The following is a 26,299-nucleotide window of genomic DNA, read 5'->3' as shown; positions in this document are numbered from 1 at the left end:
AGCTACCGCGCGGGGTCGCCGGGGCGGCCGCCCCGCCCCGCGAGGCCGCCCTTGCCGCCGGTACCTCCGTTGGGTGGACTTCCCGCCCTGGCGCCGCGTCCTGCTCGGGTCCCGCCGACACCCAACCCGCCGTTGGCCCCCGAGCCGCCGTTGCCGCCGGTCCCGGAATTGCTGTTACCACCGTTGCCGCCCGACCCGCCCGAGCCGCCGACGATGCCGCCGGCCCCACCGCTGCCTCCGCTGCCGCCTTGGCCGCCGGTGCCGGTGGTCGCACTGCCGCCCTGACCCCCGACTCCGCCTCGGCCGCCGGAGATTCCGCCCGCGCCCCCTGCGCCGCCGTTGCCGCCCAACCCGGCGATCCCGCTCGTGGTGCCGCCGCCGGTACCGCCGTCGCCGCCGCTACCACCGACCCCGAGGATGCCGCCAATGCCACCGACCCCGCCTTGGCCCCCGTTGAAAGATCCTCTGTTACTACCATTTCCGCCGCCACCGCCGGATCCGCCGCGGCCGTCTATCACGCCGCCGTTGCCACCGCGACCGCCTTGCCCGCCGGCTCCGCTGGTGCCGGCGTCACCTCCTTGGCCGCCGTCGCCGCCAGCGTGGAACAGTCCGCCGTTCCCGCCGGCGCCCCCGCCCCCACCATTGCTGATGACAATGCCGACGCCGAGGCCGCCGTCACCACCGTTGCCGCCGTGACCGCCGACACCACCGATCAGGCCGGAGTCGCCACCGCGGCCACCGGTGCCGCCGTTGCTGCCCGGGGATCCCATCCCGCCGTCACCACCGTCGCCGCCGTTGCCGATCAGGACACCGCCGTGGCCGCCATTACCCCCGTCGATGTGTTCGGATATCCCGCCGCCGCCCCGACCACCAGAGCCGAACAGGCCGGCGTTGCCGCCGCTGCCACCGTTGGCCCCTTGTCCGCCATTGCCGAGCAACCAGCCGCCGTTACCGCCGGTGCACGCGGTGCCACAGGTCGCGGGGTCGGGGCTGTATCCGTTGCCGATGAGCAGCCCGCCGTTGGGATGCTCGGCGGTGCCGTCGCCGACGAGCATCACCGGCGCGGGCCCGACGGATGCAAGCATGGCATGTCCCGGGTTGCCGTCACCGCAGGAGGGAATGCTCGAATTACATTGTGGTGCAGCACTTGCCGGGGTAGTCGCCGCCAGCGCGACGGCAACGTAGCCGGCGCCGGCGATGACCGCACCCGCGACGCCGCCGCGCACGTGATGAGCGCTGCTCATATAGTGGCCCGTCCGATGGCGAGCGGATGGACGACCGCCGGCATCCCGTGCCACACCGCGGCATCGGCCCGCACCGTGAACCCACATGCGTGCATCAGCTGCAGCGTCGGGCGGTTGCACACACATCCGCCCGCGAAGCCGCGCCATGGCCGCAGCATCACGTCCTGGTACGCCGCAAGCAAACGCGAGCCCGAGCGGATGTGTTCGATGAACAACAGCTGTCCGCCCGGTCGTAGCACGCGGGCGATCTCCCGCAACGCGGCCTCGGGGTCGGGAACGGTACACAAGACCAGCGTCGAGACGACGGTGTCGACCGATGCGTCGGTGAACGGCAGATGCAGGGCGGACGCATCGCAGATCCGCGCCGTGCGCCCGACCCGTTCGAGCCGCCGGGCGAGTTTGCGGCGCATCGCGGGTTCGGGTTCGGTGAGCACGAGCTCGTCGACGCCGTCGGGGTAGTGGGGGAGGTTGAGCCCTGTTCCTGCGCCGATCTCTACGACGCGTCCGCGCGCGTCGGCCACCAGCTCGCGCCGCCGGCGTCGCATGCCGATCAGCTCGCCCAGCCAGACGAACGGGTCGTAGACCAGCGCCATGACGCGCAGCCACACCGCGTAGGCGGGCGTGGGCTGCGGTTCGGTGCGGGAGTTCTCGCGGGCGGTCTCGGTCATGTCGAGAAACTACGGCCGCGCCGCGGCGACCCGCATCGCTCAACCCGGCCATCTTGCGTGGATGGCCGGTTCGGGTCACTCCGGGGTCGAGTCCGTCCGCGAATGCAGGAAATCGGGTGAACCCGACAGCTGCCTGGCTCGTGTCGTAGCAGACGACAGTTCCGGGTCGGCCAACGAGATAGGGGCACGTGCGCATCGTGGAACACGGTCTGATGGGACTTGCCTTCGGCGCCGGGTTGGTGGCTGTACTCAACCCGTGCGGCTTTGCGATGCTGCCTGTCTATATGACGCTGGTCGTCCGCGGCGACGCCGCCGGTCAGCTCACGGCGCTGCGCCGGGCCGGGATGGCCACCATCGAGATGGTGCTGGGCTTCATGACGGTATTCGGTGCGTTCGGCCTGCTCTCGGTCTCCGCGGCCGCGGCTGTACAGCAATACTTGCCGTACGTCACGGTGGCGATCGGCGTCGTCCTGGTTGCCCTGGGCATCTGGTCGCTGGCCGGCAGGCACCTTCCCGGACTCAACCCTGTGACCAGAAGCAGCCGGTGGGCTCCGACAGCGCGTGGCGGCTCGATGTTCGGCTACGGCGTCGGATACGCGATCGCGTCGCTGTCCTGCACCATCGGACCGTTCCTGGCCGTCACCGCGGCCAGCTTCCGCAGCAGCCTGATCGTCGACGGGCTGGTGACCTATCTGGTGTACGCGGCGGGCATGTCGCTGATCGTCGGCGTCCTGGCCATCGCCGCGGCCTTCGCCAATCCGATCGGGGTGTACCGAATGCGTCGAATCCTGCCGTATATCAACAGGTTCGGCGGGGCCCTGGTGCTGCTCGTGGGTATGTACGTCGGGTACTACGGCGTCTACGAGATACGCATCTTCAGCGGCGCCGCGTCGCCGCGCGACCCGGTGGTGGCCGGTGCCGGACGCATTCAAAGTGGTCTGGCGGAGTGGGTGCACGGCCACGGCGGTTATCCTTGGCTCGCGGCGTTGTCGGTCTTGACGCTGAGCGCGTTCGCGGTGTCATGGACCAGGCGCCTGCGCCGAACCGCCAAGGTTCGCCGCGTACTGCGGCTGCATTCCGGTGGGTTGAGCCCGTTCGCCCCGTAACTGACCGAATTCCGTTGGATTCCTGCTGAACCAACCGGAAACGCCACTCGTGACTCAAAAAAGAGGACACTGAGTGCGCGATCAGGGAAAGTTCATCACAGGACGAGGAGTGTCGATGTCGACACCTACGGTTGAGGCGAACGACGGTGTCGGGCCGCCCGAGGTCACGCCCGGCGACGCCCGGCAACGGATCCTCGATGCGACGGTCGAATGCTTCCGCGCCCACGGGTACGAGAAGTCGTCGATGCGTCTGATCGCGAATACGGCCAAGGTGTCGCAGACGCTGCTGCATTACCACTTCGAGACTAAGGAAAAGCTCTTCGAGGCCGCCATCAACGATGTGGCGACGAAACTGTTCGCCACGGCCGCGACCCAGCTGATGCCGGCCGATTCCGTGGGCGATGGTCTGGCCGACGCTGCCGGCCTGCTCTACACCCTGTTCATCGACAACATCGACACCGTGACGTTCGTCGTCGAGTTCGGGGCGGCGGCCAACCACAACGAATTCCTGCGCACCGCCTATCTCGAATTCCGGGACACTCAGCGACGGCAGTTCGCCATGCTGCTGCGGTCCATCGCCGGTGACGCGGCGCCGGAACATGTGATCGACGAATCGGTGCGACTCATGGAGGTTGTGCTCCTCGGGATGTCGATGCAGCGCCCGTTCGCGTCCGACCGGGACCGGTTGCGCGGCGACTTCGACAGCTTTGTCCTCATGTTGATCACCCGGCTCTTCGAGGGCTTGGCCTCGGGGTGACGGGATGACCACAGTCGACGGTCCGTCGTCACCCGGCGACACCCACCCGTACGCGCTGTGGGATGCGGCGTACGTTCTCGGCTCGCTGTCGTCGTCGGAGCGGCGTGAGTTCGAGGCGCACCTGAGGGGCTGCCCGTCCTGCGTCGACGCCGTCAGCGACCTCAGCGGAATGCCGGCGCTTTTGGCGCGGATCGACCGTGGTTACGTCGACACCCTTGACGACCGCGGCGGCCAGGTCGGACTGCCGGCACTGCGGGACGAACTGCTGGCCACGGTCAGCGCACGACGGCGTCGAACACGGACGGCGACGTGGACCTGGTCCGCGGCCGCCGCGATGGTGGTCGGCCTCACTGTTGTTGCCCTCCAGTCGAACCCGATCGTGATGACGCCGGCGCCGGTCCAGGCGACAGCGCTGACGATGACACCGATGAGGCCGGTTCCCCTGACTGCCACAGTCACTCTCACCCGGCGGACGTGGGGGACCCGCGTCGAGATGCAGTGCATCTATGAAGCCGCACCGATGGACGTCGACTACGGCGGCGGCGAGGCGAGCGACAAACTGGCGATGGTGGCGGTCGGTCGCGACGGGAGCCACACCCAGCTGGCCACGTGGACCGCGCGGATCGGGATGCCTGCATCGCCCGGTGGCAGCACGTCGATGCCTCTCGACGACATCGCTTCAGTCCAAATTGTTTCCGCCGATGCGGGAACTGTATTGCTCGAGCGCGACCTGTGAGGCTGCGGCGGCAGGTCAGATTTTTTCGACGTGCCGCCTCAATGCGTTTTACCTTCAGATGGGCATGTGCCCTCAGTCTGCGTTGGCGGCGAACTGAGCTTCGAGGTCGTCGCGGGTGACCGGCGGTCCCGGGAGCGGTGCTTCGTCAGGTGATCGCAGACCTCGGACGAACAAGCTGATGTGGCGGCGGCCGATGGTGGGCCACGCGGGACCGTGGGGCAAGGGCTGGCCGGTCATGGCCGCACACATGATGACATCGGTGGCGTTGACGTCGGTGTGCACCGTCCCGGCCGTGCGGCCCTCGGCGAGGAATTGTTCAAGGTAGGCGTTGATCCGTCGACGGGCGGCGACGGCGGCCTCCGAGGTCAGGGGCGGCGCTCCGCGCAGGGGCAACACCAGCTGGTGGCCGAGGTTCAGGCTTTCGAGCAGGTAGGTCTCTACCGCGTCGGCTCCGGTCTGCCCGGAGTCTTCGATCCGATCCAGGATGTCGATGAGCATGTCGTACGAGCGGTGCTCCAGGGCCTGCAGCAGCGCCGTGCGATCCGGGAACCCGCGGTAGAAGGTGCCGACACCGACCCCAGCGGCCTTGGCGATGTCCGCCAGCGGAATGTTGAGTCCCTGACGGGCCATTGCGTCGGCCGCGGCTTGCAGAATCTTCTCTCGGTTTACGAGCGCGTCGCGCCGCACCGCGCGTCGACGCGGCTGCGGGGGCAACTCAGCGGTCATCCCTCGAGTCTCACACAACACTCGGATCGGCCGACGAGGGCGACGCGGCGATGCGATGGGCGGCGGGCTCCCCGTCGTCGATTCCAGGGCCGAAGGCGGCGAAAGAGTGTGCCGCCCAATCGATCTCTGGATTCAATGCGGCCGCGCGCCAAGGCTGGGCCTTGGATCCGGCGAATCCTTCCGGCGGTAACGGACTTTGCATTGCCCAAACGCCCTGAGCCACCTACTCTACCGTTATGCGGAATATTTCGTCCGCTGTTCAGCGTCGCTGCAACCGCAGGACGCAGCTGCGGTGAGCGGAGATGAGTGTGGCGTTATCTGGTGTGGTCGCCGTCGTCGGAGCAACCGGACAGCAGGGCGGCGCCACCGCGCGGGCTCTGCTGAGTGCCGGGGTGGCGGTACGGGCGCTGGTCCGCGACCCGCAGAAACTGGCCGCGCAGGCGCTGATAGCTGCTGGAGCCCAACTGGTCATCGCTGATTTCGACGACCCGGCAAGTGTTCGGACGGCCTTCGACGGGGCCGAGCGTGTCTTCGCGATGACCACGATGACGTCGGGCCGTGGGACGGATGGTGAGATCAACGACGGCATCCTCATCGCGGATGCGGCCAAGTCTGCCGGAGTCGAGCATCTCGTATACAGCTCGGTGGGCGGCGCGGAGCGGCATACCGGGATCCCGCACTTCGAGAGCAAGCGCCGCGTCGAGGAGTACATCGAAAACATCGGAATACCAGCCACATACGTGCGGCCGACGTTCTTCTACGACAACCTGCTGAGCCAGTCGTCGGAACTCGAGGACGGCAACATAGTCGTGCGCCTTCCGATGCCCGACGGCATTCCGCTGCAAATGGTGGCTGTCAGCGACATCGGCGCCGTCGCCGCCGCTGTGCTCACCGACCCGTCTCGTGTCCCTATCGGCGCGGTCGAGATCGCCGGCGATGAGCTGACCGGCTCACAGATCGCCGACGTATTCGGACGTCGAGCAGGACAACCAGCACGTTTCGAGGCTCTGCCGGCCGCCGCTGCCGGCGATGACGACCTGCGCGCGATGTTCACCTGGTTCTCCACACCACCGTCCTACCAAGCAGATCGGGCGCTCACCGCAGAACTCGACCCCATTGTGCAGACATTCGAACAGTGGCTCGATCAACGCTGGAACCCGTGATCAGACCAACCTGGCAGTTCGGCCAGCATGGCGACTGGTGCACGCATAAAAACAGGCCCCTAAGCTGGCCGATCACGAGAGGCGACCCGACATGAGCATGGCTTACCTGGCTCAGCCCGAGCAGCAGCAAAAGCTGGAATGGCTCGACGGCGGCACGCTGGCGATCTTGCTGGACGGCAAGGCAACTGACGGACAGTTGATGGTCGGACGCTTTGATGTCAGCGAAGGTGAGGCGCCGCCTTACCACAAGCACACCCGCGAGGACGAGGTGTTCCTGTTGATCAAGGGAACGGCATTGGTTTGGGTCGATGACCAGGAGATGGAGCTATCGGAAGGCGGGATCGTCTTCTTGCCCAGGAACATTCCGCACACTTACCGCATCACGTCGAAGACGGCGGACTTGCTGATGATCAACACTCCGGCGGGAATCGAGGGCATGTTCCGGCACTCTGGGCGTGATCGGGCGACACCACGACCGGACGATTTCGAGATCTCTCCCTCGAAGATGGCAGAAGGAGCACAGGAATTCGGCCAGATCATCCTTGGCCCCCCGCGTTGACATCCCGTCCGAGTGCGTTGCCGCCCCGTCGGGTGTTCGCCATGGAGAGACCGCATGGACGGCTCTGGCGCCCAGTGGCGCTCTAAAAGACTAGATGACAACAACTTTCGGGATGGTGCCACGAGCGACGCTCGAGGCAAGGCCGGCGAAGTAGGCGCCGGACCACATCCACAGTCCCGCTTGCAGCCGCAGCGAGCTGCGGCCGATGGCCGCATCGCCGTCGGCATAGGCGGTCATGCTGGACAGCACCGCCGCTTTGCTGACCATGAGGTAGGCCGAACTCAACTGCACCAGCGCCGTATACGAGGCGGGGGAGAAGCCGGCTTGGGCCAACCCTTCCCAGACGAACTTTCCGGCGCCGGTCGCGCCCTGGAGCACAGTTGTCCACATCGACATCTCCGACCAGCCGGGCGTGGCCGGGTCGTCGAGCTTGCCCAGTGCGCTGTCGTAACGGGTGGCGAGCTCCAACGGGAACGCGGTCGAGTTGCACGCCAGGAAGCCGCTGCAGGCCAACGTGTCCTGCATCGACGGAACCCCTGCCGGTGGGTGCTCCAGCACCACCTGCAGATAGCCGCGGTTGTACCCGTACAGCGCCAGCAGCACCGGTACCGAAACATGTGCGACTGCCGAGACCGCCCAATCCGGCGCATTGGCCGCCACGCCTGTCAGCCCGGCTGATACGGCGTCGAACAACCGGATGCCGATCGCCGACGGCGACAGGTCGATTGCCGGGGAGGGCGCTGCGGGCACCGTGATCGCCGGAGCGCTGGTGGGGGTGGCGTGCAGGTTGTCGCGCAACCAGATTCCGCCGAAGTAGCCCGATGCCGCCAGGTTGCCCAGCAGCAGCCGCACCTGCGGCGCCGGAATGTTGTCCTCGGCCAGCGTGTCCAGACTCTTGACTGCCAGATCGCCGAAGAAGAACCGTGCACTGTCGGCCGGATCGCCGCCGGCCGCAACGAAATTCGTGGCGAATGGCTTCATGAAGTCGCCGGAGACCGTGAACGACGCGCCATTGACGACTGGCATCGGCGGCAGTATCACCGATACGTCGGGCGTCACAGTCGTTGTCAGGGAGGTCTTTTCGATTAATCGCGGAGCCGAGTGTGCTGCCTGTCGTGCGGCTGGGCGGCGACTCTGAGTGCGGGCCGACGTGGGGCGGCCGGCCTGCCGCGCCGACTTGGCGGCGGGCTTTGTCACCGACTTCTGGACAGAGGACCCGGCGTCGGGGGCGGCCGAGGCCACCCCGTGCCCGAGGAAGAGCCCGGCGCCGATCCCGAGCGCGAGCACACCGCCTGCGAAATACCCCGATGCCTGCACGCTGCAGAGACTATCAGTTCAGCAAATAATCGTGTCGGCGTTTACGCGTTCAATTCAGCGCGCGCCTCGGCCACGGTGTCCTCGTCGCAGAGACGCAGACTGTGGGCCAGTTCGGCGGCCTGCCCGGCGTCGGCGACCAGGTGCATCGGAATACCCTCGTCGCGCAGCGCCTGCGCGCGCTCGCGCAGAGACGCGTTGCGGTCCTCGTCGTCGGCGCCGACCTGACGGATGATGGCTGCCAGCACCCGTCCAGGGAATTCGCGGGCCACTTCCTCGTAGATCAGCGGGTCGCGCTGACCGCTGTCGCCGATCACGACAAAACGCATCCGCGGATAGGCCTCGAACAACCGGCGGACGGCGGCCCGCTTGTGCTCGGCGCCGCTCCGGCGCAAGTAGCGCTCGGTCGGGCCCCAGTCGGTGAGGAACATCGGGCCCGGCGGAAAGGCGCGCAGTTCGACGAACTGTTCCAGCATCGAATAGAACGACCAGCTGCCCGTCGAGACATAGAAGAAGGTGGGCTCCGCGCGACGGCTCCCGGTACGGGTCTCGACGCCGCGGGCCAGACCGCGGTAGAACGCCGCCATGCCGGGGATCGCGCTGCGCTGCTCCACGGCATGCAGCAGGGTCCTGGCGACCATCGCCACACCCTCGGTGAGGCCGGTGAGAAGAATGGTGTCGTCGATGTCGGAGATCACCAGATACGGCGCGGTCAGTGCCGGTTTGATCACCCAGCCGGCACCGGCGGCAGGTTCGTCGTCGGTGATCCCCGCGGCGACCGCCTCCGCGGTGTGCCAGCCGATGCGCAGCTTGGGCACCGGCAGCGAGAAGTTGGCGAAGCCGTGGCTGTCGGTCACCTCGGTGGCCCGATGCGTGCCGATACGCAGCTCGACCTCGGCACCGACGATCGACAACGTCGCGTGCCGTCGCACATTGCTCTGGGCGACGTCCCAGTAGGGGATTCGGCTGTCGCCAGGCAATTCCGGTGTCTCCATCACCCGGACCCGGACCTTGGCGACGTCGTCGGCGACGTACCCGCGGTAGACCACCACGTGAACGCCGCGGAATGCACCGAACTGCAGCTTGAGGTCCCGACGTCGCTCGGTGAGCCTGCCTTCCAGCCCGGCCACGACGGCGGTCAGATCCGAGGTGATCCGGCGGGGCAGACGAGGCATGAGAACAGCATGGCAGCCCGGGGTCCCCTGATTGGTGGACACCGGATTCATCCTCAGCGTCGGCCGACCGCCCGATGCCGCCGACGCTGGCGAACAAGCACAGTCGTAGGCAACGACGACGACACCGAACAGGGAGGTCAGCCATGTTGGCTCGAATCACGCGTTGGCTGGAGAAGGCGGGTAACAGCCTCGGCGGCGCGGATGCGCTGAACCCGATCGATCCCTTCTACGGTGCGACGTGGGCCGGTCCCGTGCCCGCCACCGTGGAAGGGCGCAGCATGAGCGCCGGGCGGCTGCCCTTGGTGGCGGCCGCGCACCTGCCGGTGTTCTGAGCCGTCGGTCTGGGCGCGCCGATCAAGTTCGCCCCGCCCAATGGGGTGGCGTACTTCGAAAACCTCGGCTGGTCGGTCGCGTTCGCGGAGTCGCTGTTGACGGCGGCCCGACGGTTCCGGCGGTTGCCGCTGCTCCTCCGGCTCGCCGCCCGTCTAACGCAGCCCGACCCGCGCAATCCGGGCGACAAGATGTGGAGCGCGGCAGTGTGTGTCACCCCGCGGGCCGGCTCAGGCCAGTAATGGATCGATCGCCGAGCGCGGCACCAGCACCTGGGTGGCGCCCGCCGCCTCGGGCAGCAGCTGGCCCTGGCTGAAGAAGAAGATCACGCCGTCGTCGGTGATCGCGAAGTCTTGGTAACTGGCGGGGTCCATCCCGGTGACCGGATCGACCGAGATCGGTTGGCCGGCCTGCTTCTGCAATTCGGCGACGACGATCGGGTACACCACGGTCAGTGGGTCGGCGCCGGGCCGCCACAGCGTGGCGTAGGTGATCGGCGTGCGGGAGGTCTGATCCCAGTTGAACGCTTTGAACGACGTGTCAGGGTGTGCGCCACCGATGTTCTCGTAATTCTGCAGGACCACCGATTCGGTACCCCGTGGCGGGACCGTCGAGGTGTAGGAGGTCGCCGTGATGTCGAGTTCGAAGGGCATGTCGCCCGGATTCGATGCCTGGGCGACGTTGAGGAAGCCGTCCCGAGTCTGGCTGATGTAATCGGCGACGGACTTGAGGTCCGGGTAGCGGCTGGGGAAGCTGATCTTGACCTGGTAGGCCGGGTCGGATTGCTGGATATCGCACGTCTGACCGTTGTCGATGCCCTTGAGATCCGCACAGTAGTTCTTGGGCGCGGCCGCAGCGATGCCGGGGGCGGCAGCGATCGCGGCGGCGGCGATCAGCATGGCCAGGGTCGCCTTGCGCATATCCGGATCCTTCCGTCGTGTCGACCCAGACTAGGACATGGCGCCGCGGCCAACGGGCAAGCGGGCTAGCGGGCTAGCGGAGGGCAGCTCGGCCTCGGATGCGCCCGAGGAGCACCAGCACCAGCAGCGTGACGAGAAGCAACAGTGTGGTGCTGGCCGCCGCCTGAAATGCCTGACCGCGATCAGTGAGCCCGAAGATGGTCACCGGCAGGGTTTTCCATGTTGCGGGATACACCATCACCGTTGCACCCAGCTCGCCCATCGACAGTGCCACCGCCAGCCCGGCGGCCGCGCCGAGCGCGGGCAACAGAAGCGGAAGGGTGACGCGCAGGAGCACTCGGACTGGGCCGGCCCCCAGCGACTCCGCGACCTGCCGATACGCCGGGTCCAACCGATTGAGCGCAGCTGACACCGCACTGAAAGCGAACGCGAGCACCAGCACGAAGTGGGCGAGGATGACGATCCACCGGGTGCCCCCCAGAAGGACTGGACGGCTGTTGAACGCGATCAGGAGCCCCAGTCCGATTGCGACCGACGGCACCGCGATCGGCAGATGGAATATGGCATCGGTCAACCGGCTCAGCCAGCGGGGCGCATCCTGGGCCGCGATCGCGGCCCAGGTTCCGATTACGAGCGCGAGGCCGCCGGCCAGGAACGCGGTCTGCACACTGACGGAAAGGCTGGCGAGATTCTCGCCGGAGAGCGCCGGTCCGAATCTGGCGAACCCGACGTTCGACGGCAGCGGACCGTTCCACGCGCCGGAGAGTCCGGCGATCACCACGGTGCCAAGGGGGGCGACGAATACCACCAGCACCACCACAGCGAAGACGGTCAATAATATGACGCGACTACGCTTGCCCCACAGCAACATCCGGCTAATCCTCTCAGGCCCGGCCGACGGAGATGCGGGTGAAAATGGCCCGGTAGCCGGCATACAGGGCCAGGGACAGCGCGATCTGGACTGTCGCGATCACCGCGGCGCCGGGCAGGTCGAACGTCACAATTCCCCGGGTATAGATCAGCACCGGCAGTGTGATCACACCCTTTGCGCCGGTGAACAGGACGATCCCGAACTCGTTGAGTGTCAGCAGCAAAACCAGGCTGCCGCCGGCCATCAGAGCCGGCCACGCTTCCGGCATGATCACCGACCGCAGGACCCGCAGGGGAGATGCACCCAGACTCGCCGCGACGTCGAGTTGCTGGCGCGGGAGAAGCGCGAAAGCCGCCAACAGCGGTCGGATCACGAAGGGAGTGAAGAAGGTGATCTCGGCGGCGACCACGCCCGCCGGGGTGTACAAGAAATTGAGCGCCGGCGACGAACTTCCGCTGACGCTGGAGATCAATGCATTGACCGCGCCCGCGCTGCCGTAGATGAACGTGAACGCGAGCGTGATCAGAAACGACGGCAGTGCGAGGACCGAGTCGATGAGTCGGCCGACCACTGATGAGCCCCGAAATGGCATGAATGCCAGCACGATTGCCAGGAATGTGCCCAGAACCAGACAGCCGGCTGTCGACGTCACCGCGATCGCCACGGTGCGCCACAGGGCAGACCGAAACGCCGGTGAACTCAAAACCGATTCCCACGTGTCGGTACCGAGGCCGTCGCCGCGAACTTTGGCCGATTCCAGGCACACTCGTAACAACGGGTAGACCGCGACGAGCAGCACGATGAGCAGCGGCGGCAGCGTCCACCACACCTGCCTGCGGCCGTGGCCCGTCCGGCCGGTGGGTGCCGCTTCGGTCGGTGCAGGCTGGTCGAGAAGCGCCGTCATCGGCCCGCCTGGACGAGCACGCCCGCAGGTTCCGGAAAACGCACACCGACCTCGGTGCCCACCGGGTAGCCGGTGTGTCCCGGCGCGTCCACCTCGATGAGGCGGTCGGCCATCCCTGCCACCGACAACACCACACGAGTCGTCGCACCCCGCCACACCGACGCGTTGACGGTGGCACGCAGTGCTTCCGGATGGCCCAAGCCCACGATCTGCAGTGCATGCGGCCGAATGCACAGGAGCGCCTGCGCGCCGGGCGCCCACTCGACCTTCCCTACCGCAGGCTGCGGCGCCTCCGCACTGACAGTCTTGTGCGCAACATTGACCAGCGCTGAGGTGCCGATGACGCGCCCGATGGTGCAGGGGATCAGGTTGGCCCCGCCGAGAAAGGCTGCCGTGAAACTCGTCGGCGGGCGCGTCCACAGGTCCTGCGCCGTATCGACATCCATCAGCCGCGCGTCGTTCATCACAACCACGCGATCGGCCAATGCCAGCGCCTCGGCCTGGTCATGGGTGACGTACAGCATCGCGGTGTCGGGCAGTGCCTCTTTGAGTTGCTGCAATTCCGCCAGCATCGACTGACGAAGGCGCGCGTCCAGGGCGGCCAGCGGCTCGTCGAGCAGAAGCACCTTGGGGCGGATCGCCAACGCACGTGCGATCGCCACCCGCTGCTGCTGTCCACCGGAAAGTTCACGCGGCAAGCGCTTTCCGAATGACGCCATACCCACCATGTCGAGCGCTTCGGCAACGCGCGGACCGATCTCCCGGCGGGCGACCCGCTGGGACTTCAATCCGAAGGCGACGTTGTCGGCGACCCGCATGTGCGGAAACAATGCGTACGACTGCAGCACAACCCCGATGCCGCGCTTCGACGGCGGCAGATCGGTGACATCACGTCCGCTGAGCCGGACCCGACCGGCCGTCGGCCGGACGAATCCCGCCAGCGCGTTCAGCGCGGTCGACTTGCCCGACCCGCTGGGGCCCAACAGCGCGACGGTTTCACCGACGGCGACTCTGAGGTTGAAGTCGATCAGCGCGTCGGTCCTCTTCTTGCCACGCCGGTAGCTCACCCCCACCCGGTCGAAGATGATGGCCGGGGCCGCGTCGGATACCGCCGGTGCCGACCGGCCGGTGGACGTGGCCTGAGATGAACTGACGGCGATCTCACTCACCTCAGTTTCCGGTGGCCTTCTGGTAGGCGGCGACGTCGGCGTCGAGGTCGGCGAGCACCGCGTTCCAGTCCGGCGACCAGACCTGCACACCGTTGAGCAGGCCGGTGGGCGTGGTGTTGTCCGACGAGCCAGCCGACGCCGAGACGACGGCATCCTTGACCGGGATGCCCAAAGCATCTGTGGCAACTGTTTTTTGCACCTCATCGGACAGCAGGAAGCTCAACAACTTCTTGGCAGCGTCTACATGCGGTGCACCCTTGGTGACACCTGCGACATAGGGCAGCGCGACCGTGGTTCGGGTGTGGTCGGCCATCTCGGGGAAGAAAATGACGAACTTCGAGCCGTCGTCTTTGATCGAGCCGAGATTCATCTGGACGTCACCGTTGGCAACCAGCAGTTCGCCGTTGCTCACCTTGGGCTGCAATTTTCCGGTGGATGACGACGGTCCGACGTTGTTGGCCTGTAGCTTGCCTAGGTAGTCCAGCGCCCCTGGCGTGCCCATCAGATGCTGCAGCAGAACCAGCACCGCGGTCCCGTCGCCGGCCTGCCCCGGGGTCGAATACTGCACCTTCCCCTTGAATTCCGGCTTCAGTAGGTCATCCCAGCTGACCGGCATCGGGTTCGCGCCGGGATTGGCAATGAAACTCAGTGCATTGTTGACGATCGCCACGTACTTGCCGCCGGGGCCGACAAGGTCCGGGGAGATGCCGGTCGTATCGGCGTCACCGGCCTGCAGCAATCCGGACTTGTCCGCTTTCTGGATGAACGGCGGCAGAGTGACCAACAAGTCAGCCTGCGGATTGGATTGCTCTTTCTCCACCCGCGAAACCACCTCGCCGGAACCCGCTTCGACGACGTTGACGTTGATCCCGGTGTCCTTGGTGAATGTGGCGAACTGACCCTTGTACCAGTTACCCAGGCCATCGGCGCTGTAGACGGTCAGCGTTGTGCCGCCGCCGGAGCTCGACGTGCCGGTGCCGCCACACGCGCTGAGCAGTGTCGCGACGACGGCGACGCTGGCCACCGCCCTCCAATTTCGGATCTTCATGAGTACCTTCCGGTTGCGCGGTTAGGGGTGATCAGGTCGGCGAATTCGGTCACGGTCGACACGATGTGGGTGGCCCCGGCGTCGCGCAGTTGCGCGGCATTGTGCGCGCCGGTGAGCGTGCCGGCCGCGACTGTGCAGCCGGCGCGTAGCGCGCTGTGGATGTCGCTGCTGGTGTCTCCCAGCGCCGCGACGTTGCCGACCCCGTCGACCTGCAGACGCATGAGCGTGGTCAGGATCAGGTCGGGGTAAGGCCGGCCGCGAATGCCGTCGCCGGGGGCCAGTGTCAGATCGGCCAGCGACTGCCAGCCGAGCGCGGCCAGCAGCTTGTCCTGGGTGGCGGCGCTGAATCCGGTGGTCAATGCGACCTTCACGCCTGCCTGCCGCAAGGCGGTGATGGCGTCGGCCGCCCCCGGAATCGGCCGGGCGTTGCCGGTGTCGATCAGTTCGTCATAGGCCTGCTCGAAGGCCAGATTCGCCCGCTGTGCCAGCTCTTCTGTTTCGAACAGAGCGCGGAAGACGGCGATCTTCGACTGGCCCATGGTGTCGAGCACGTAACGGCGCGCGCGTTCGCGTTCTTCGCCACTCGGCCGCAGGCCCGCCGCGGTGGCCGCAGCCTCGAAGGCCTGCACCACCAGGCCGTCGTCGGCCACCGTGGTGCCGGCCATATCGATGACTGCCAGTTGAATATCGTTGTTCGCCAAAATGTTTCCTCGTTTCCGTTCAGAGCCCGATCAGTTCTGCGGTGTGTTCGGCGATCGCGGGCGCCAGCGTCATCCCGCGGCCTCCGGGCCCCGTGATCACCCAGTTGCCGTCGCCGATCGCGCGCCGGCAGACCAGTTCGTTCCGGTCGACGCACTGGCTGTACACCCCGGCCCACCGGTGGCGAACCGGCGGCAAGCGCCGTCCCAGAAGCTCTTCGACCAACCCCACGAGATACGAGTAGGGCGCCTCGTGTACATCGAAGTCGAACGGCTCGGTGTATTCGTGGGTGTCGCCGATCGTGAGCCCGCCGTGGAGTCGCTGCACGCACAACAATTGCATCCGGTCAGCTTCTGCAATGGGGTGCTGAGGCTCGTTGTCCCGCAATCTGTTCAGTGCGGTCCCGGCGAAAGCCGGGTAGTACCGAAAGCTGTCGCCATCGGCGATCGCGGTGCTCAGCGGTTCGCCGAGTGGCTCGGTCTGCATCATCTGTAGCCGCACCCGCCGCACCGGAAGATCTCCGGCGAGTTCGCGAGTCAGTCCGCCATGCGCCGCGCCGGGGCACAGCAGGACGACATCACCCTCGTGGCGGCGGCCATGATCGTCGCGCACGACGTGACGCTCGACCGATCGGGCTTCAGTGCCCGGAAAGAACAGGTATCGACCGCTGTTTTTCAGATGTGCGCGGATGGCGGGCAAGGCTTGCCGTGATTCCACGGCGGCATCGCGCGAACAATGGAGTCCGGCAAGGAAGTTGCCACGCAACGCGGGGTTGAGGGCGCGCACCTCAGTGGGTGCCAGCAAGCGGAAACCGCGGCGGGCGGCGTCGGGACGGCGGCTCACGTCCTCGGCGACCGCCACCTCTCGGGCGGTGCGGAGCAGCGTCAGCGACCCCGCGGGACGAAAGCCCACGCCGGGGACTCGCTCGCCGATCTTCTCCCACAACTCGCGAGCCCGCAGGGCGGCGTCGAGTTCGCACTCCGCGCGTCCGGAAACCCAGACCAGTCCGAAGTTGCGCACGGTAGCGCCGCGTGCTTCGACCTCTCGTTCCAGCTGGACGACGGTGTGCCCGCGTTCGACGGCCTCCCACGCATGGGCGGTTCCCAGCACGCCGCCACCGACAATGGTCACCCGCATGGATAGAGGCTCTACGCCCCGAGCGACGGCGGACCTACGGTGCGGTTCAGCGCGCCTGAACAGAAGCTAAACGATTGGTATAGACCAATTCGCGCTATCCTGTCAGCCATGGTCCTCACCGATGTGCTGGCGGAGACGTCAGCCTTACTCATGTCGCTGCGTGGCGTGTGGGACGAAGACTGTGTCGACGAACTCGACCACGCGATGCAGGCCGCGGCCCGTGCCGTCGACGACGGCGCCGACGACGAACTGGTGCTGGCTGCCGCCTTGCACGATCTGGCGCACAGCCCGCTGTACGTCGGTCCCGACCGAGATCCCCACGATGTCGCCGCATGCAACTGGCTGACCCCGCGCTACGGCAGTCGCGTGGGATGGCTCGCGGGTGCTCATGTGATGGCCAAGCGCTACCTGGCCGCCACCGACCCGGCCTATGCCGAGGCACTGTCACCGCGGTCGGTGCTGTCGCTGCGGCAGCAGGGTGGCCCGGCCGTCGATGACGAAATATCCGGGCACCCTTGGTGGTCCGACGGGTTGCGGCTGCGGCGCTACGACGATGCCGCGAAAGTTCCCGGGGCGCCGGCGTTGAGCATTGCCGATCTCCTGGGCATCGCTGAGCGAGTGCTCCGACGCCGCGCGACATGAGCAAGGTGCATATGGTCCGCAGCGGCCTCACCGAACTCTTGGCGGGCCTGCAGGAGGGCGATGCCGTGCCCGCCGAGCGGGACCTGGCGATGCGATTTGGTGTCGCGCGTGACACGGTTCGGCAAGCGCTGCACGAGTTGCTGCTGGAGGGCCGTATCCAGCGCCGGGGCCGCGGTACCGTGGTCGCGAAGCCGAAACTCACACAACCACTTTCACTTCAGTCGTACACCGAGGGCGCCGACCGGATGGGCCGCAAGCCAGGCCGCATCCTGGTCACGTGGGAGGACGTCGAGGCCACCGCCGAGCTGTCGGCCGGACTCGATGTCGAACTCGGGGAGCCGGTGATGCACCTCGAGCGTGTGTTGTTGGCCGACAACGAGCGAATCGGACTGGAGAGCACCTACCTGCCCCTGTCCCGGTTCCGCACCTTCTATCAAACCTTCGATCCGGAGACGTCGTTGTACGCGGCGATCCGTGCGACGGGGGTCCGGTTCGCCTCGGCCGTGGAGCGCATCGAGACCATCCTGCCCACTCCGCGGGAGGCGGGTCTGCTGATGACGACCACCGCCATGCCGATGCTGCATCTGCACCGTCGCTCACTGGACGTCCACCGAAGGCCCATCGAGGTGGTCCGCGCGCTGTACCGCGGCGACCGTGTCGCCTTCCAGACGATGCTCGTCGACGATGCGTGAGTCAGCCCGTCCCGGCCTAGGACACGCCGAGCAGTGACTCGATCCCGCTGCGGGCGAAGTACAGCACGAATCCGGCCGCGACGATCCACAGCAGCGGGCTGATCTCGCGCGCCTTGCCGGCGGCGGAGCGCACCACCACCCACGTGACGAACCCGACGCCGATGCCGTTGGCGATGGAATAGCTGAACGGCATGACCGCGACCGTGAGGACGACGGGCAGGGCGACCGAGAATTCCGAGACGTCGACATGGCGGAGCTGGGAGAACATCATCGTCCCGACGATCACCAGCGCGGCCGCGGCGACTTCGGTCGGAACGATCTGCGCCAGCGGTCCGACGAACATCGCGGCCAGGAACAGCGCACCGGTGACGAGGTTGGCCAGCCCGGTTTTGGCGCCCTCCTCGATGCCTGCCCCGGACTCGATGAAGACGGTGTTCGACGATGCCGACGTCGCGCCGCCGACGACAGCACCGGCGCCTTCGATCACAAGCGCCGAACGCAGTCGCGGGAAGTTGCCGCGTTCGTCGGCCAGCCCGGCTTCCCTGGACAGTCCAGTGAAAGTGCCCATCGCGTCGAAGAAGTTGGCGAACACCAGGGTGAAGACGAGCATCGTTGCGGCCAGAATGCCGATCCGCCCGAAGCTGTCGAAACTGAAGGCGCCCACCAGAGAGAGATCGGGGAGCGCGAACGGCGATCCCGACAGGCTGGGGACCGACAGGGTCCAGCCACCGTGATTCTTGGTCGCGGGGCCCAGGTGCCAGATCGCCTCGATGATGACCGCGACGACGGTGCCGGCCACCAACCCCAGCAAGATGCCGCCCCGCACCTTGCGCACCACCAGGACGCCGGTGAGCAGCAGGGTGAACACGAACACCAATGTGGGCACCGTGGTGATGGACCCGTGGCCGCCGGCGCCCAATCCCACTGGGGGAGAGGGCAATCCGGTCGAGGAGATGAAGCCGGCATCAACCAGGCCGATGAACATGATGAACAACCCGATGCCGGCGGTGATCGCCAACTTGAGTTGCATGGGCACTGCGTCGAAGACGAGCCGACGCAAGCCGGTCACCGCCAGCGCCACGATGATCAGGCCGTTGATGACCACCAGGCCCATTGCCTCAGGCCAGCTGACCGTGCCGACCACGGTCGTGGCCAGGAACGAGTTGATGCCCAGGCCGGCGGCGAACGCGAACGGAAGCCGGGCGAAGACGCCGAACACAATGGTCATCACCCCGGCGGCCAGTGACGTGGTGGCCGACACCTGGGCGAAGCCCAGTTTGTGACCGGTCACGTCGGCGGCCCCGGACAGGATGATCGGGTTCAGCACGACGATGTAGGCCATCGCGATGAACGTGACCAGTCCGCCGCGAACCTCGGCGCCAATCGTCGACCCGCGGGCCGTGATCTCGAAGAAGCGGTCGAGACGATTCACGCTTGGCACCCTAAGCGACGACGTATGTCAGGCCGGCGCGGCGGTCACCGGGATGGTGACGGTGCCCTGGCACGCACCGCTTTCAATCGTGGTCTGGAACGTGCCCGCCAGCGATCCATCCGATTGCGGCGTGTAGGTCGTCACCGAATGCGCCGGGTCGTAGGTGATCGTGCCGTCCGGCAGCGTGCAGTCCCATCGCCAGCTGTTCGACCGCGACCATTGCGAGCCCGTCCACACGAAGCTGGTCGATTGCGCGGCGTTGTCCTTGGGTGTCGGGCCGTCGAGCACCGAGGCGGTGCAGATGTCGGCCGAACAGTCCGTGGTGATCTTGAACGAGGCGGTGTACGGCGTTTCCTGCTGTGTCGCCGCGATGGACGTGCCCGACTTCTGATCGGTGTGGAAGGTGATCTTGTACCAACCACCCCAGAATGCCTCGTCGGCGTGCGCGGCGGGTGCGGCCATCAGCAGCACAGCGGCGCTCGACGCGACACCAAAAACCTTGAAGCTAGCCAAAATAACTCTCGCCACCGGTGGGATAGCCGCCACCGTTCGTGGCGATGTGAACGTGAGTGTAGTGGTTGGCGTCGTTGCCGCCGAGGTTGGGCATGAGGGACGGTTTGCCGCCGTGGTCGTACATGATGCGGCGCCAGATCACGTGATTCAGCGACAGCCGGTCGGCATTGGCGAGGGCGAATGCCGCGATCCGGTCGCCCAGTTCCTTGCCTTCGGGCGTCTGCCAGTTCGGGATCATCACGTCGATGGCCAATCCCATCGGATGCCACTTCAACGAGTCGGCCCGCACTCCACCGATGTTGTGGATCTCCGGGAAGTAGGCGCTGATGAGGCGTTCGGCCAGGACCGTCTTGAGTTGCAGCCCCTGCTCGACACCGACGCCCGCGGGTAGCGCGTGCAGGGGGGTGCGGTTGACCGCACTTCTGCTGGCCACCAACTCGGCCTGCGTCATGACGACGTAGTGCGCCCCGATAGGTGCGGCGCCCACATCCAGGGGCGCTGCGGCGACCAGTTCGGCACAGCATTCGACCGTGCCCGATGTCATCCTGGCGGGGCCGGAGCCGGTGCTGCCGGACAGCACGGCGGCCAACGGGAGAGTGGCCAGCGCGACCACCGCGACCGACCATCGGCGCCGGGGCCTGGCTAACCGGTGTTTTCCCACGGACGGCACTTTACCTGGACAGTTCCGGCGCACATACACCGTTCGCTATCTTCTGGACTGGTGTCCAGGGCAGCTGGGAGACCCTGAAACGTTGCTATCGAACCGCGGTCGCGGCGCGCGCGGAAGCGTGCGAATCGGCGCCCGGGTGGGCTCTGAGCTGGGTGTTCATCTTCTGTTCACCGAACCGAATCCGGACCGATACTGTCGTCGTTACCGTTCGCTCGATCAGCCTCAGATTGCGGCGATTACTTCTTGAACCGGCCCGCGAATCCGCGCAGCGGCAGGTCGGCGCTCGTGATCAAGCCCGGTGCGGCGGCCACCACCGCGGGGATGGCGTTGAGCGCCGGCAACCCCGTGACGGTCATACCGATGGACGCGAACGACTCCACGTCGGAGAGGTCGACGCCCGGCTTCGGAAAGATCATGTGCTTGTTGTAGACGTACGGGTCGCCGGCGATCTGGGTGATGTAGCAACCCTTGATGTCCCAGCTCGGATCGGTATGTGGCGTCATCTGCCACTCGAGATGCGTCTCGACTCGCGGCACACCGTCGACCATGCCCTGGTATTTGAGGTAGTTGCCCCCGAGTGAGCCCTTGGGCAACTGGTACCAACCGAGGTCGACGTCCTTGGTGCAGGCGCCCAGTTCGTAGGTGAACTTCACCTCGTCGAGTTCGAGGTCGAAGCAGTCGGCCATCATCAGCACGCTGTCGGCGAAGACCCGGGTGTATTTCTCGAGCATCCCCGGCAGCGCGGGGTCGTCGACGGGCAGGCCGTAGCCGACCTCTTTCCAGGTGTCTGCCGAATGATGGCACGACACGTCCACGGACTCGATGGTGGTGACGTTCTCGATCTCGGCGACGTCGGACGAGCAGACGACGCCGAGGATCTGGTTGACTCCGGGGTTCATGCCGGTGCCGTAGAAGGTGGAGCCGCCCTTCTCGCACGCCTCCTGGAGAAGCTGGGACACCTTCTTGCCGGAATGGTGCGGATGGTTGGTGTCGCGATGCCAGCCGGTGATCCAGTCCGCGGTGGTGACGATGTTGATGCCCGCCTCGAGCACCGTCACATAGAGGTCCTCATCGGGGAACACCCCGTGGAAGGTCAGCACATCGGGCTTGGCGGCGATGATCTCGTCGACGGATCCGGTTGCGGTGACGCCGATCGGCGCGATTCCGGCGATCTCGCCGGCGTCGCGGCCGATCTTCTCCGGGGAGTAGCAATGCAGGCCGATCAGCTCCAGGCCGCGATGCTCACCGATGCGCTTGATCATCTCGGTGCCGACGTTTCCGGTCGCCACCTGGAACACCCGAATTGGGCTATTGGCTGACATTCGCGGGTTCTCCTTGATGGTCGGATACATAGAACTGGTTGGCCCACTTGCGAATTGCGGTGAAGCCGTCGAATTCAGTGGTCGCGAGCGCGGGCCGGTGGGTGTAGCGCTGGTGCTGCCAAATCTGGATGTCGGCGGCGAACTGGTCGATCACGTCCTGGGCGAAGGCTTGCGCCTTGGCTTCGGCTCTGGGGCTGTCATCGCCGGGTTTGCGGCCGATGTAGACCATGAACCGGACGTCGGAGGTGAACTCGTCGACCGGGGTGACCGCGGAGATCGTGCGGTTGTCCACCATGCCCCAGCTCTTGGTGACCGCGACACCGAGTCCGCCGTTGATGGCCTCGACGCCGCTGTTGATGTCGTCGATGATCTGGCCTTCGTCGCCCTCGAACGTGATCGTGAAATCCACGTAGGACACCGGCTCGTCGAAATCGTGACGGGTGAACAGCGGCACGATGGGCGTCTGGTGCACGAACTTGAAATGTGCGAAATCCACGCCGTTTTCGAGCACATACTGCGGATGAAGTTCAAGCTGCGGCCGGTATAGCCGGGCCTGCGGGTAATAGTCGGCAGCGGTCTTGTCGTCACCGAAGTCGGCGAAGATGTCCGGCGCGTCGAAGTACGGGTCGCGACCTTCCATGTCATGCCAGATGTACACCGAGGAATTTCGCTCCACGACCGGATAGGTGGGTATCCGGCGGCCGCGATTCGGCCTGTCCTGGTAGGGAATGCAGACGTTGCGTCCCTCGTGGTTCCACTGCCAGCCGTGAAACGGGCACTGGATGACCTCGCCGACCACCTGGCCGCCATACCCGAGGTGAGCGCCGAGGTGTTCGCAGTAGGCATCCATCACGGTCAACGCTCCCGACTGCGCGCGCCAGGCGACCATGTCGGTGTCGAAGTACTTCATGCGGTGGACGTCGCCGACCGCGATCTCGTCGGACCACGCCACCTGGAACCAGCCGGTGGGCTTCATCGACAGGGACGGTTTCGCCACGCTGGCGAGTCTAGAAACAGATCATAGAAGTGTCAATGAATCTGGGTTAGGCTGTCGATGTGGCCGAAGCGGACAGCGCGCGACGACGGCCGAACCGCCGGGGTTCGGCCACCCGCGAGAGCCTGCTCGAAGCCGCGTTGACTGCGCTGGCGTCCGGTCAGCCCGGCGCGGTGTCGGCCAACCGGATCGCGAAGGATGCCGGCGCGACCTGGGGCACCGTGCAATACCAATTCGGTGATACCGACGGCTTTTGGGCGGCGGTACTGCGCTACACCGCCGAGCGGCGCGCCAACATCTTCAGCCCGCCGGATACGTCGGCGAGCTTGCGTGACCGAGTGGCCGGCATCATCGACACGCTCTACGACGGGTTGACGAACCGCGACTCGCGCGCGATCGAGAACCTGCGGGCCGCGCTGCCGCGGGAGCATGCCGACCTCGAGCAGCAGTATCCGCAGACCGCCGCCGAGCTGTTCTCCTGGGGCCAGGGCTGGCAGGAGACCTGCCAGAAGGCGTTCGCGGACCTGCACGTCGATCCGCAGCGCATCCGGGAGATGGCCTGGCTGATTCCCGGCGCGATGCGCGGGATCGCCTCCGAGAAGCAACTCGGCAGCTATGGCGATCTCGATGCGGCCCGCCGCGGGCTCACCAACGCGATCGTCGCCTACCTCGGGTCCGCCTAGTTTCACGCCGAGATCGACGCCAGCGTGGGCGTCACTCGTACTTTCCCGCGCCAGCGTCGATCTCGACGCAGTCTTCCGTGACATTGAAGCCACGCAGGGTATGTGCGAGTAGAGCGCGGCGTGAGTTCAATCTCGCGCTGGTTCGCCTAGTTTCGCGCCGAGATCGACGCCAGCGTGGGCGTCACTCGTACTTTCCCGCGCCAGCGTCGATCTCGAGCGAGGTCAATCCTCCTTGGCGATAAGCCGTTTCAGCGCCACCCGGTCGGGGTCCAGCAGCTCGGCGATGCGCTCCTGGTTCACGTCGGCGACGATGATCTCGCCGACGTCCTTGTGGACATCGCTGAAGATGCCGTGCGCCTTCATCTTGTCGGCCTGGTAGATGTTGTCCTCGGTCGGCGTCACGTAGTAGACGGCGTCCGCCTTGAACCGGTGCACCATCCACAAATGGATCAGCGTCATCAAGCGCTTCTGGCGCAGCTTCTCGGCGAAGGTGTTCTGGTCGCGCACCGTCAGGATGCTCCGGCCGTGCCGGTCCTTGATCGGGTCGACGAGCACGTTGGCCAGCAGCTCCTGCTCGCCGCCCTTTTCCCGCTCGCCCCAGATGCCGAGCTCCAGGACCTCGCCGCCCGCTCGCCGCGGCCGCAAGCTCACCCGCAGCTTCTCGCCGAGCTCATAGTGCTCGCTCCACAGCGCCAACCAGTCTTCGAGCAGTTTCTTGGGCACTTCGGTCTGCACCAGATGCTGGTGCTGGGTGGAGCCCTTGCCCATCGACTTGGTGGTGGCGGTGCGGCCCGAGGACGCCGCCAGCGCGGCATCGCTGCGCGGACCACCGACCAGCGTCTGCGGCGTGCGATAAGGCGATTCGACCAGCCGCATCTTGCGCTGCAGGCGCGCCAGCGCCAGCATGCCGTCCTGGCGCAGTGCGGTGGCGAACTCCTCGGCGGCGACACCGTCGATCTGGTGGCCGCCGTAGGTCATGAAGTTGAAGACGAAGCCCATCTTCCCGAGCTCTTCGGGGAAGGCCCGCATCTCTTCGTCGGTCATCCCGGTGGTGTCCCAGTTGAACGAGGGGGACAGGTTGTAGGCCAGCATCTTGTCCGGATACACCGCATGGATGGCCTCGGCGAACTCGCGGGCATCGGCCAGATCGGCCGTCTTGGTCTCCATCCACAACAGGTCCGCAAACGGTGCTGCGGCAAGGGATTTCGCGATCGCGTAGGGAATGCCGCCGCGCACCTGGTAGTAACCCTCGGGGGTCTTGGCCCGCTCGGGATCCCACGCGGCGTCCACGCCGAGCTCGCGCGCCTTCTCCCGCGCCGCATACAGTGATGCGGTCTTGGCGAACTCGCGCCATTCCGCGGCGCTCATCTCGTGCGGCTCGCCTTCGCTCTCCCGGAACGCCAGAAGCTCGGCGACGGCGTCGCCGTAGGTGTCCAGCGACGCGTCGTCCTGCCAGGCGTCGACGAATCTCGACTCGACCTTGTCGAACAGGGCGTCCAGCGAATGCTCTCTACCCTCGCGCCATGCGCTCGCCTGTTCGGCGATGAGGTCCGCAATGCCCTGGCGCTGCAGCCACGCGTCGGCCACCGCGTATTCGGCTTCGGGCAGTGCGTAGAGCAGATGACCGTTGAGCTCGGTGACCCCCGACTCGTAGAACCGGCGGACCATCGCCAGGAAGCACGACTTGTACGGCGGCACCTTGAGATTGGTCGCGCCGAGCAGGAACGGCTGGTCGCGCTCATCTCCACGACTGTCGATGAGGTTGGCCGCCTCGGCGTCGGTGCGGGCGACGATGATGCCCGGCACACCCATGATGTCGAGCTGGAATCGGGCGGTGTTGAGCCGCTTGAGCTGTTCGTCGGACGGCACCAGCACCTTGCCGCCCTGGTGGCCGCACTTCTTGGTGCCTGGGCGCTGATCCTCGATGTGGTATCCCGCGACGCCGGCCTCCACAAAGCGGCGAATCAGGTTGCGCACGTGCGGGTCTCCGCCGTGGCCGGTGTCGGCGTCGGCGATGATGAACGGGCGGTAGTCGACGGCCGGTGTGGCCGCGCGCTGTTCCGGGGTCATCTGCAGGCGCAGGTACTGCTGGTTGCGGTCGGCCGTCAGCAGCGCGCGCACCAGGCCCGCGGCTTCCTCGGGCACCTGACTCAACGGGTAACTCGCCAGGTCCGGGCCAGGGTCCTCGGTGGTCGATCCCTTCGCCGAGGTCGCCCAGCCGCCGAGGTAGATGCCCTCGATGCCCATCCGCTTCATCGTCACCGCCTGGCCGGGCGAGTACGGCCCGAAGGTGGTGATGCTCTTCTTGGCCGCGAAGAGTTCCCGCAGGCGCTTGTAGAAGGCGGCCGACGCCTCGCGGGCGACGGTGTAGTCGACCGGGATCGTGCCGCGCTGCTCGACAACCTGGGCGGCGGTGTAGAGGCGGGTGATCCCCTCGAATCGCGGACCGTCGATGTATTGCTGGGTTTCGCTGACCGCACGCTCGTGGGGCGACTGGGTCGCTGAGTCCGCTTCGATGATGGACATAAGTCTCACGCTCCTCGCTGAGCTGTTCCCGCGCCGGCGACACCCCCGGGCGGCACAGTCGATTATCCCGACTCCACCGCTTACCGGAGCGGGTTTGGAGCCAGTTCGGGATACCGTCAGCATCCGCTAGGCGGTCACCACTCGTGCATCGTCGGCGCCATACATAAGCAGCAAATTTTGCAAAGGCAAATTCCAACCCCTATCGGGGCATTGGTGGTGGACGTGACGGTTCGCGGAATGGCTTGGGTAACTGCATATTTCACCGCGTGAATTCGGCGGGGCTTATATTGACGACGGCG

At 66.4% G+C, this 26,299-nt stretch carries 27 protein-coding genes; 9 read left to right on the top strand and 18 right to left on the bottom strand.

The features are described from left to right. Window positions 1–2: 2 nt before the first annotated feature. Window positions 3–1,244 carry a PE family protein gene (locus G6N32_RS15285; protein WP_163789284.1) on the bottom strand — a complete coding sequence of 414 codons (1,242 nt, stop codon included), beginning with the start codon at window positions 1,242–1,244 and terminating at the stop codon, window positions 3–5. Then, window positions 1,241–1,912, bottom strand: coding sequence for a class I SAM-dependent methyltransferase (locus G6N32_RS15280; RefSeq protein ID WP_115320313.1), 672 nt, complete (start codon window positions 1,910–1,912; stop codon window positions 1,241–1,243). Before G6N32_RS15280 ends, G6N32_RS15285 begins: the two co-directional genes overlap by 4 nt. Before the next feature lie 197 nt (window positions 1,913–2,109). Between G6N32_RS15280 and G6N32_RS15275 the strand changes: the two genes are divergently transcribed. The 3 genes from G6N32_RS15275 to G6N32_RS15265 all read left to right on the top strand — a co-directional run bounded on the left by G6N32_RS15275 (window position 2,110) and on the right by G6N32_RS15265 (window position 4,511). Beyond that, window positions 2,110–3,018 (top strand): cytochrome c biogenesis CcdA family protein, encoded by a 909-nt coding sequence (locus G6N32_RS15275; RefSeq protein WP_115321260.1) that lies wholly within the window; start codon window positions 2,110–2,112, stop codon window positions 3,016–3,018. A 115-nt stretch (window positions 3,019–3,133) separates the two neighbouring features. Beyond that, window positions 3,134–3,775 carry a TetR/AcrR family transcriptional regulator gene (locus G6N32_RS15270; protein ID WP_115321259.1) on the top strand — a complete coding sequence of 214 codons (642 nt, stop codon included), beginning with the start codon at window positions 3,134–3,136 and terminating at the stop codon, window positions 3,773–3,775. Between the two features lie 4 nt (window positions 3,776–3,779). After that, window positions 3,780–4,511 (top strand): zf-HC2 domain-containing protein, encoded by a 732-nt coding sequence (locus G6N32_RS15265; protein WP_115320312.1) that lies wholly within the window; start codon window positions 3,780–3,782, stop codon window positions 4,509–4,511. Between the two features lie 72 nt (window positions 4,512–4,583). Here the strand turns inward: G6N32_RS15265 and G6N32_RS15260 are convergent, their stop codons facing one another. Beyond that, the gene (locus G6N32_RS15260; RefSeq protein ID WP_115320311.1) at window positions 4,584–5,237 is read right to left on the bottom strand and encodes a TetR/AcrR family transcriptional regulator; all 654 of its coding nucleotides are present in this window, start codon (window positions 5,235–5,237) and stop codon (window positions 4,584–4,586) included. Window positions 5,238–5,545: 308 nt separating this feature from the next. Here G6N32_RS15260 and G6N32_RS15255 point away from each other — a divergent pair, with 308 nt between their 5' ends. Together G6N32_RS15255 and G6N32_RS15250 are read left to right on the top strand one after the other, a co-directional pair. Then, window positions 5,546–6,400, top strand: coding sequence for an NmrA/HSCARG family protein (locus G6N32_RS15255; protein ID WP_163789282.1), 855 nt, complete (start codon window positions 5,546–5,548; stop codon window positions 6,398–6,400). Between the two features lie 91 nt (window positions 6,401–6,491). Beyond that, entirely contained in the window at window positions 6,492–6,959 is a 468-nt protein-coding gene (locus tag G6N32_RS15250; protein WP_115320309.1) for a cupin domain-containing protein, read from the top strand. 90 nt (window positions 6,960–7,049) lie between these two features. On the opposite strand, the gene G6N32_RS15245 is transcribed toward G6N32_RS15250, so the two are convergent. Together G6N32_RS15245 and G6N32_RS15240 are read right to left on the bottom strand one after the other, a co-directional pair. After that, window positions 7,050–8,276 carry a hypothetical protein gene (locus G6N32_RS15245; protein ID WP_147292036.1) on the bottom strand — a complete coding sequence of 409 codons (1,227 nt, stop codon included), beginning with the start codon at window positions 8,274–8,276 and terminating at the stop codon, window positions 7,050–7,052. A 41-nt stretch (window positions 8,277–8,317) separates the two neighbouring features. After that, entirely contained in the window at window positions 8,318–9,448 is a 1,131-nt protein-coding gene (locus G6N32_RS15240) for a phosphatase domain-containing protein (protein WP_163789280.1), read from the bottom strand. Window positions 9,449–9,591: 143 nt separating this feature from the next. On the opposite strand from G6N32_RS15240, the gene G6N32_RS15235 reads away from it, so the two are divergent. Then, a complete protein-coding gene (locus tag G6N32_RS15235) occupies window positions 9,592–9,780 on the top strand; it encodes a hypothetical protein (RefSeq protein WP_115320306.1) in 189 nt (62 codons plus the stop codon). Window positions 9,781–10,008: 228 nt separating this feature from the next. Here the strand turns inward: G6N32_RS15235 and G6N32_RS15230 are convergent, their stop codons facing one another. The 7 genes from G6N32_RS15230 to G6N32_RS15200 all read right to left on the bottom strand — a co-directional run bounded on the left by G6N32_RS15230 (window position 10,009) and on the right by G6N32_RS15200 (window position 16,526). Then, window positions 10,009–10,698, bottom strand: a complete 690-nt coding sequence (locus G6N32_RS15230) for an esterase (RefSeq protein WP_115320304.1) — start codon at window positions 10,696–10,698, stop codon at window positions 10,009–10,011. Between the two features lie 73 nt (window positions 10,699–10,771). Next, window positions 10,772–11,569: an ABC transporter permease subunit gene (locus G6N32_RS15225; protein WP_115320303.1), complete on the bottom strand. Its 798-nt coding sequence runs from the start codon at window positions 11,567–11,569 to the stop codon at window positions 10,772–10,774. 13 nt (window positions 11,570–11,582) lie between these two features. Further along, window positions 11,583–12,473 carry a 2-aminoethylphosphonate ABC transporter permease subunit gene (locus tag G6N32_RS15220; protein WP_115320302.1) on the bottom strand — a complete coding sequence of 297 codons (891 nt, stop codon included), beginning with the start codon at window positions 12,471–12,473 and terminating at the stop codon, window positions 11,583–11,585. Continuing rightward, the gene (locus G6N32_RS15215; RefSeq protein ID WP_172507295.1) at window positions 12,470–13,642 is read right to left on the bottom strand and encodes an ABC transporter ATP-binding protein; all 1,173 of its coding nucleotides are present in this window, start codon (window positions 13,640–13,642) and stop codon (window positions 12,470–12,472) included. Before G6N32_RS15215 ends, G6N32_RS15220 begins: the two co-directional genes overlap by 4 nt. A 1-nt stretch (window position 13,643) precedes the next feature. Then, entirely contained in the window at window positions 13,644–14,690 is a 1,047-nt protein-coding gene (locus tag G6N32_RS15210) for a 2-aminoethylphosphonate ABC transporter substrate-binding protein (protein ID WP_115320301.1), read from the bottom strand. Further along, on the bottom strand, window positions 14,687–15,355 hold the full coding sequence (locus tag G6N32_RS15205; RefSeq protein WP_232077780.1) for a phosphonatase-like hydrolase: 669 nt from the start codon (window positions 15,353–15,355) through the stop codon (window positions 14,687–14,689). The genes G6N32_RS15210 and G6N32_RS15205 overlap by 4 nt, the downstream gene beginning before the upstream one ends. Window positions 15,356–15,410: 55 nt before the next feature. Beyond that, window positions 15,411–16,526 (bottom strand): TIGR03364 family FAD-dependent oxidoreductase, encoded by a 1,116-nt coding sequence (locus G6N32_RS15200; protein WP_163789279.1) that lies wholly within the window; start codon window positions 16,524–16,526, stop codon window positions 15,411–15,413. Window positions 16,527–16,634: 108 nt separating this feature from the next. Here G6N32_RS15200 and G6N32_RS15195 point away from each other — a divergent pair, with 108 nt between their 5' ends. Then, window positions 16,635–17,168, top strand: a complete 534-nt coding sequence (locus tag G6N32_RS15195) for an HD domain-containing protein (RefSeq protein ID WP_115320299.1) — start codon at window positions 16,635–16,637, stop codon at window positions 17,166–17,168. Further along, a complete protein-coding gene (locus G6N32_RS15190; RefSeq protein WP_115320298.1) occupies window positions 17,165–17,860 on the top strand; it encodes a GntR family transcriptional regulator in 696 nt (231 codons plus the stop codon). Before G6N32_RS15195 ends, G6N32_RS15190 begins: the two co-directional genes overlap by 4 nt. Before the next feature lie 16 nt (window positions 17,861–17,876). Here G6N32_RS15190 and G6N32_RS15185 read toward each other — a convergent pair whose 3' ends face one another. The 5 genes from G6N32_RS15185 to G6N32_RS15165 all read right to left on the bottom strand — a co-directional run bounded on the left by G6N32_RS15185 (window position 17,877) and on the right by G6N32_RS15165 (window position 22,794). Then, the gene (locus G6N32_RS15185; protein ID WP_115320297.1) at window positions 17,877–19,292 is read right to left on the bottom strand and encodes an NCS2 family permease; all 1,416 of its coding nucleotides are present in this window, start codon (window positions 19,290–19,292) and stop codon (window positions 17,877–17,879) included. Between the two features lie 27 nt (window positions 19,293–19,319). Continuing rightward, on the bottom strand, window positions 19,320–19,820 hold the full coding sequence (locus G6N32_RS15180; RefSeq protein WP_473743255.1) for an Rv2253 family sensor-like surface protein: 501 nt from the start codon (window positions 19,818–19,820) through the stop codon (window positions 19,320–19,322). Next, entirely contained in the window at window positions 19,798–20,466 is a 669-nt protein-coding gene (locus G6N32_RS15175; RefSeq protein WP_115321251.1) for a VldE C-terminal domain-containing protein, read from the bottom strand. Before G6N32_RS15175 ends, G6N32_RS15180 begins: the two co-directional genes overlap by 23 nt. A 245-nt stretch (window positions 20,467–20,711) precedes the next feature. Then, window positions 20,712–21,797, bottom strand: coding sequence for an NAD(P)H-dependent amine dehydrogenase family protein (locus G6N32_RS15170; protein WP_115320296.1), 1,086 nt, complete (start codon window positions 21,795–21,797; stop codon window positions 20,712–20,714). After that, entirely contained in the window at window positions 21,784–22,794 is a 1,011-nt protein-coding gene (locus G6N32_RS15165) for an aromatic ring-hydroxylating dioxygenase subunit alpha (protein ID WP_115320295.1), read from the bottom strand. Before G6N32_RS15165 ends, G6N32_RS15170 begins: the two co-directional genes overlap by 14 nt. Window positions 22,795–22,853: 59 nt before the next feature. On the opposite strand from G6N32_RS15165, the gene G6N32_RS15160 reads away from it, so the two are divergent. Then, window positions 22,854–23,474: a TetR/AcrR family transcriptional regulator gene (locus G6N32_RS15160; RefSeq protein WP_115320294.1), complete on the top strand. Its 621-nt coding sequence runs from the start codon at window positions 22,854–22,856 to the stop codon at window positions 23,472–23,474. Window positions 23,475–23,696: 222 nt separating this feature from the next. Here G6N32_RS15160 and aceA read toward each other — a convergent pair whose 3' ends face one another. Next, window positions 23,697–26,000: an isocitrate lyase ICL2 gene (aceA, locus tag G6N32_RS28630; protein ID WP_115320293.1), complete on the bottom strand. Its 2,304-nt coding sequence runs from the start codon at window positions 25,998–26,000 to the stop codon at window positions 23,697–23,699. Between the last annotated feature and the right edge of the window lie 299 nt (window positions 26,001–26,299).

This window comes from Mycolicibacterium aichiense, from assembly GCF_010726245.1.
GTDB lineage: Bacteria > Actinomycetota > Actinomycetes > Mycobacteriales > Mycobacteriaceae > Mycobacterium > Mycobacterium aichiense.
Note: the sequence above shows the minus strand (reverse complement) of the source record. Positions and strands in the feature narration are given on the sequence as shown.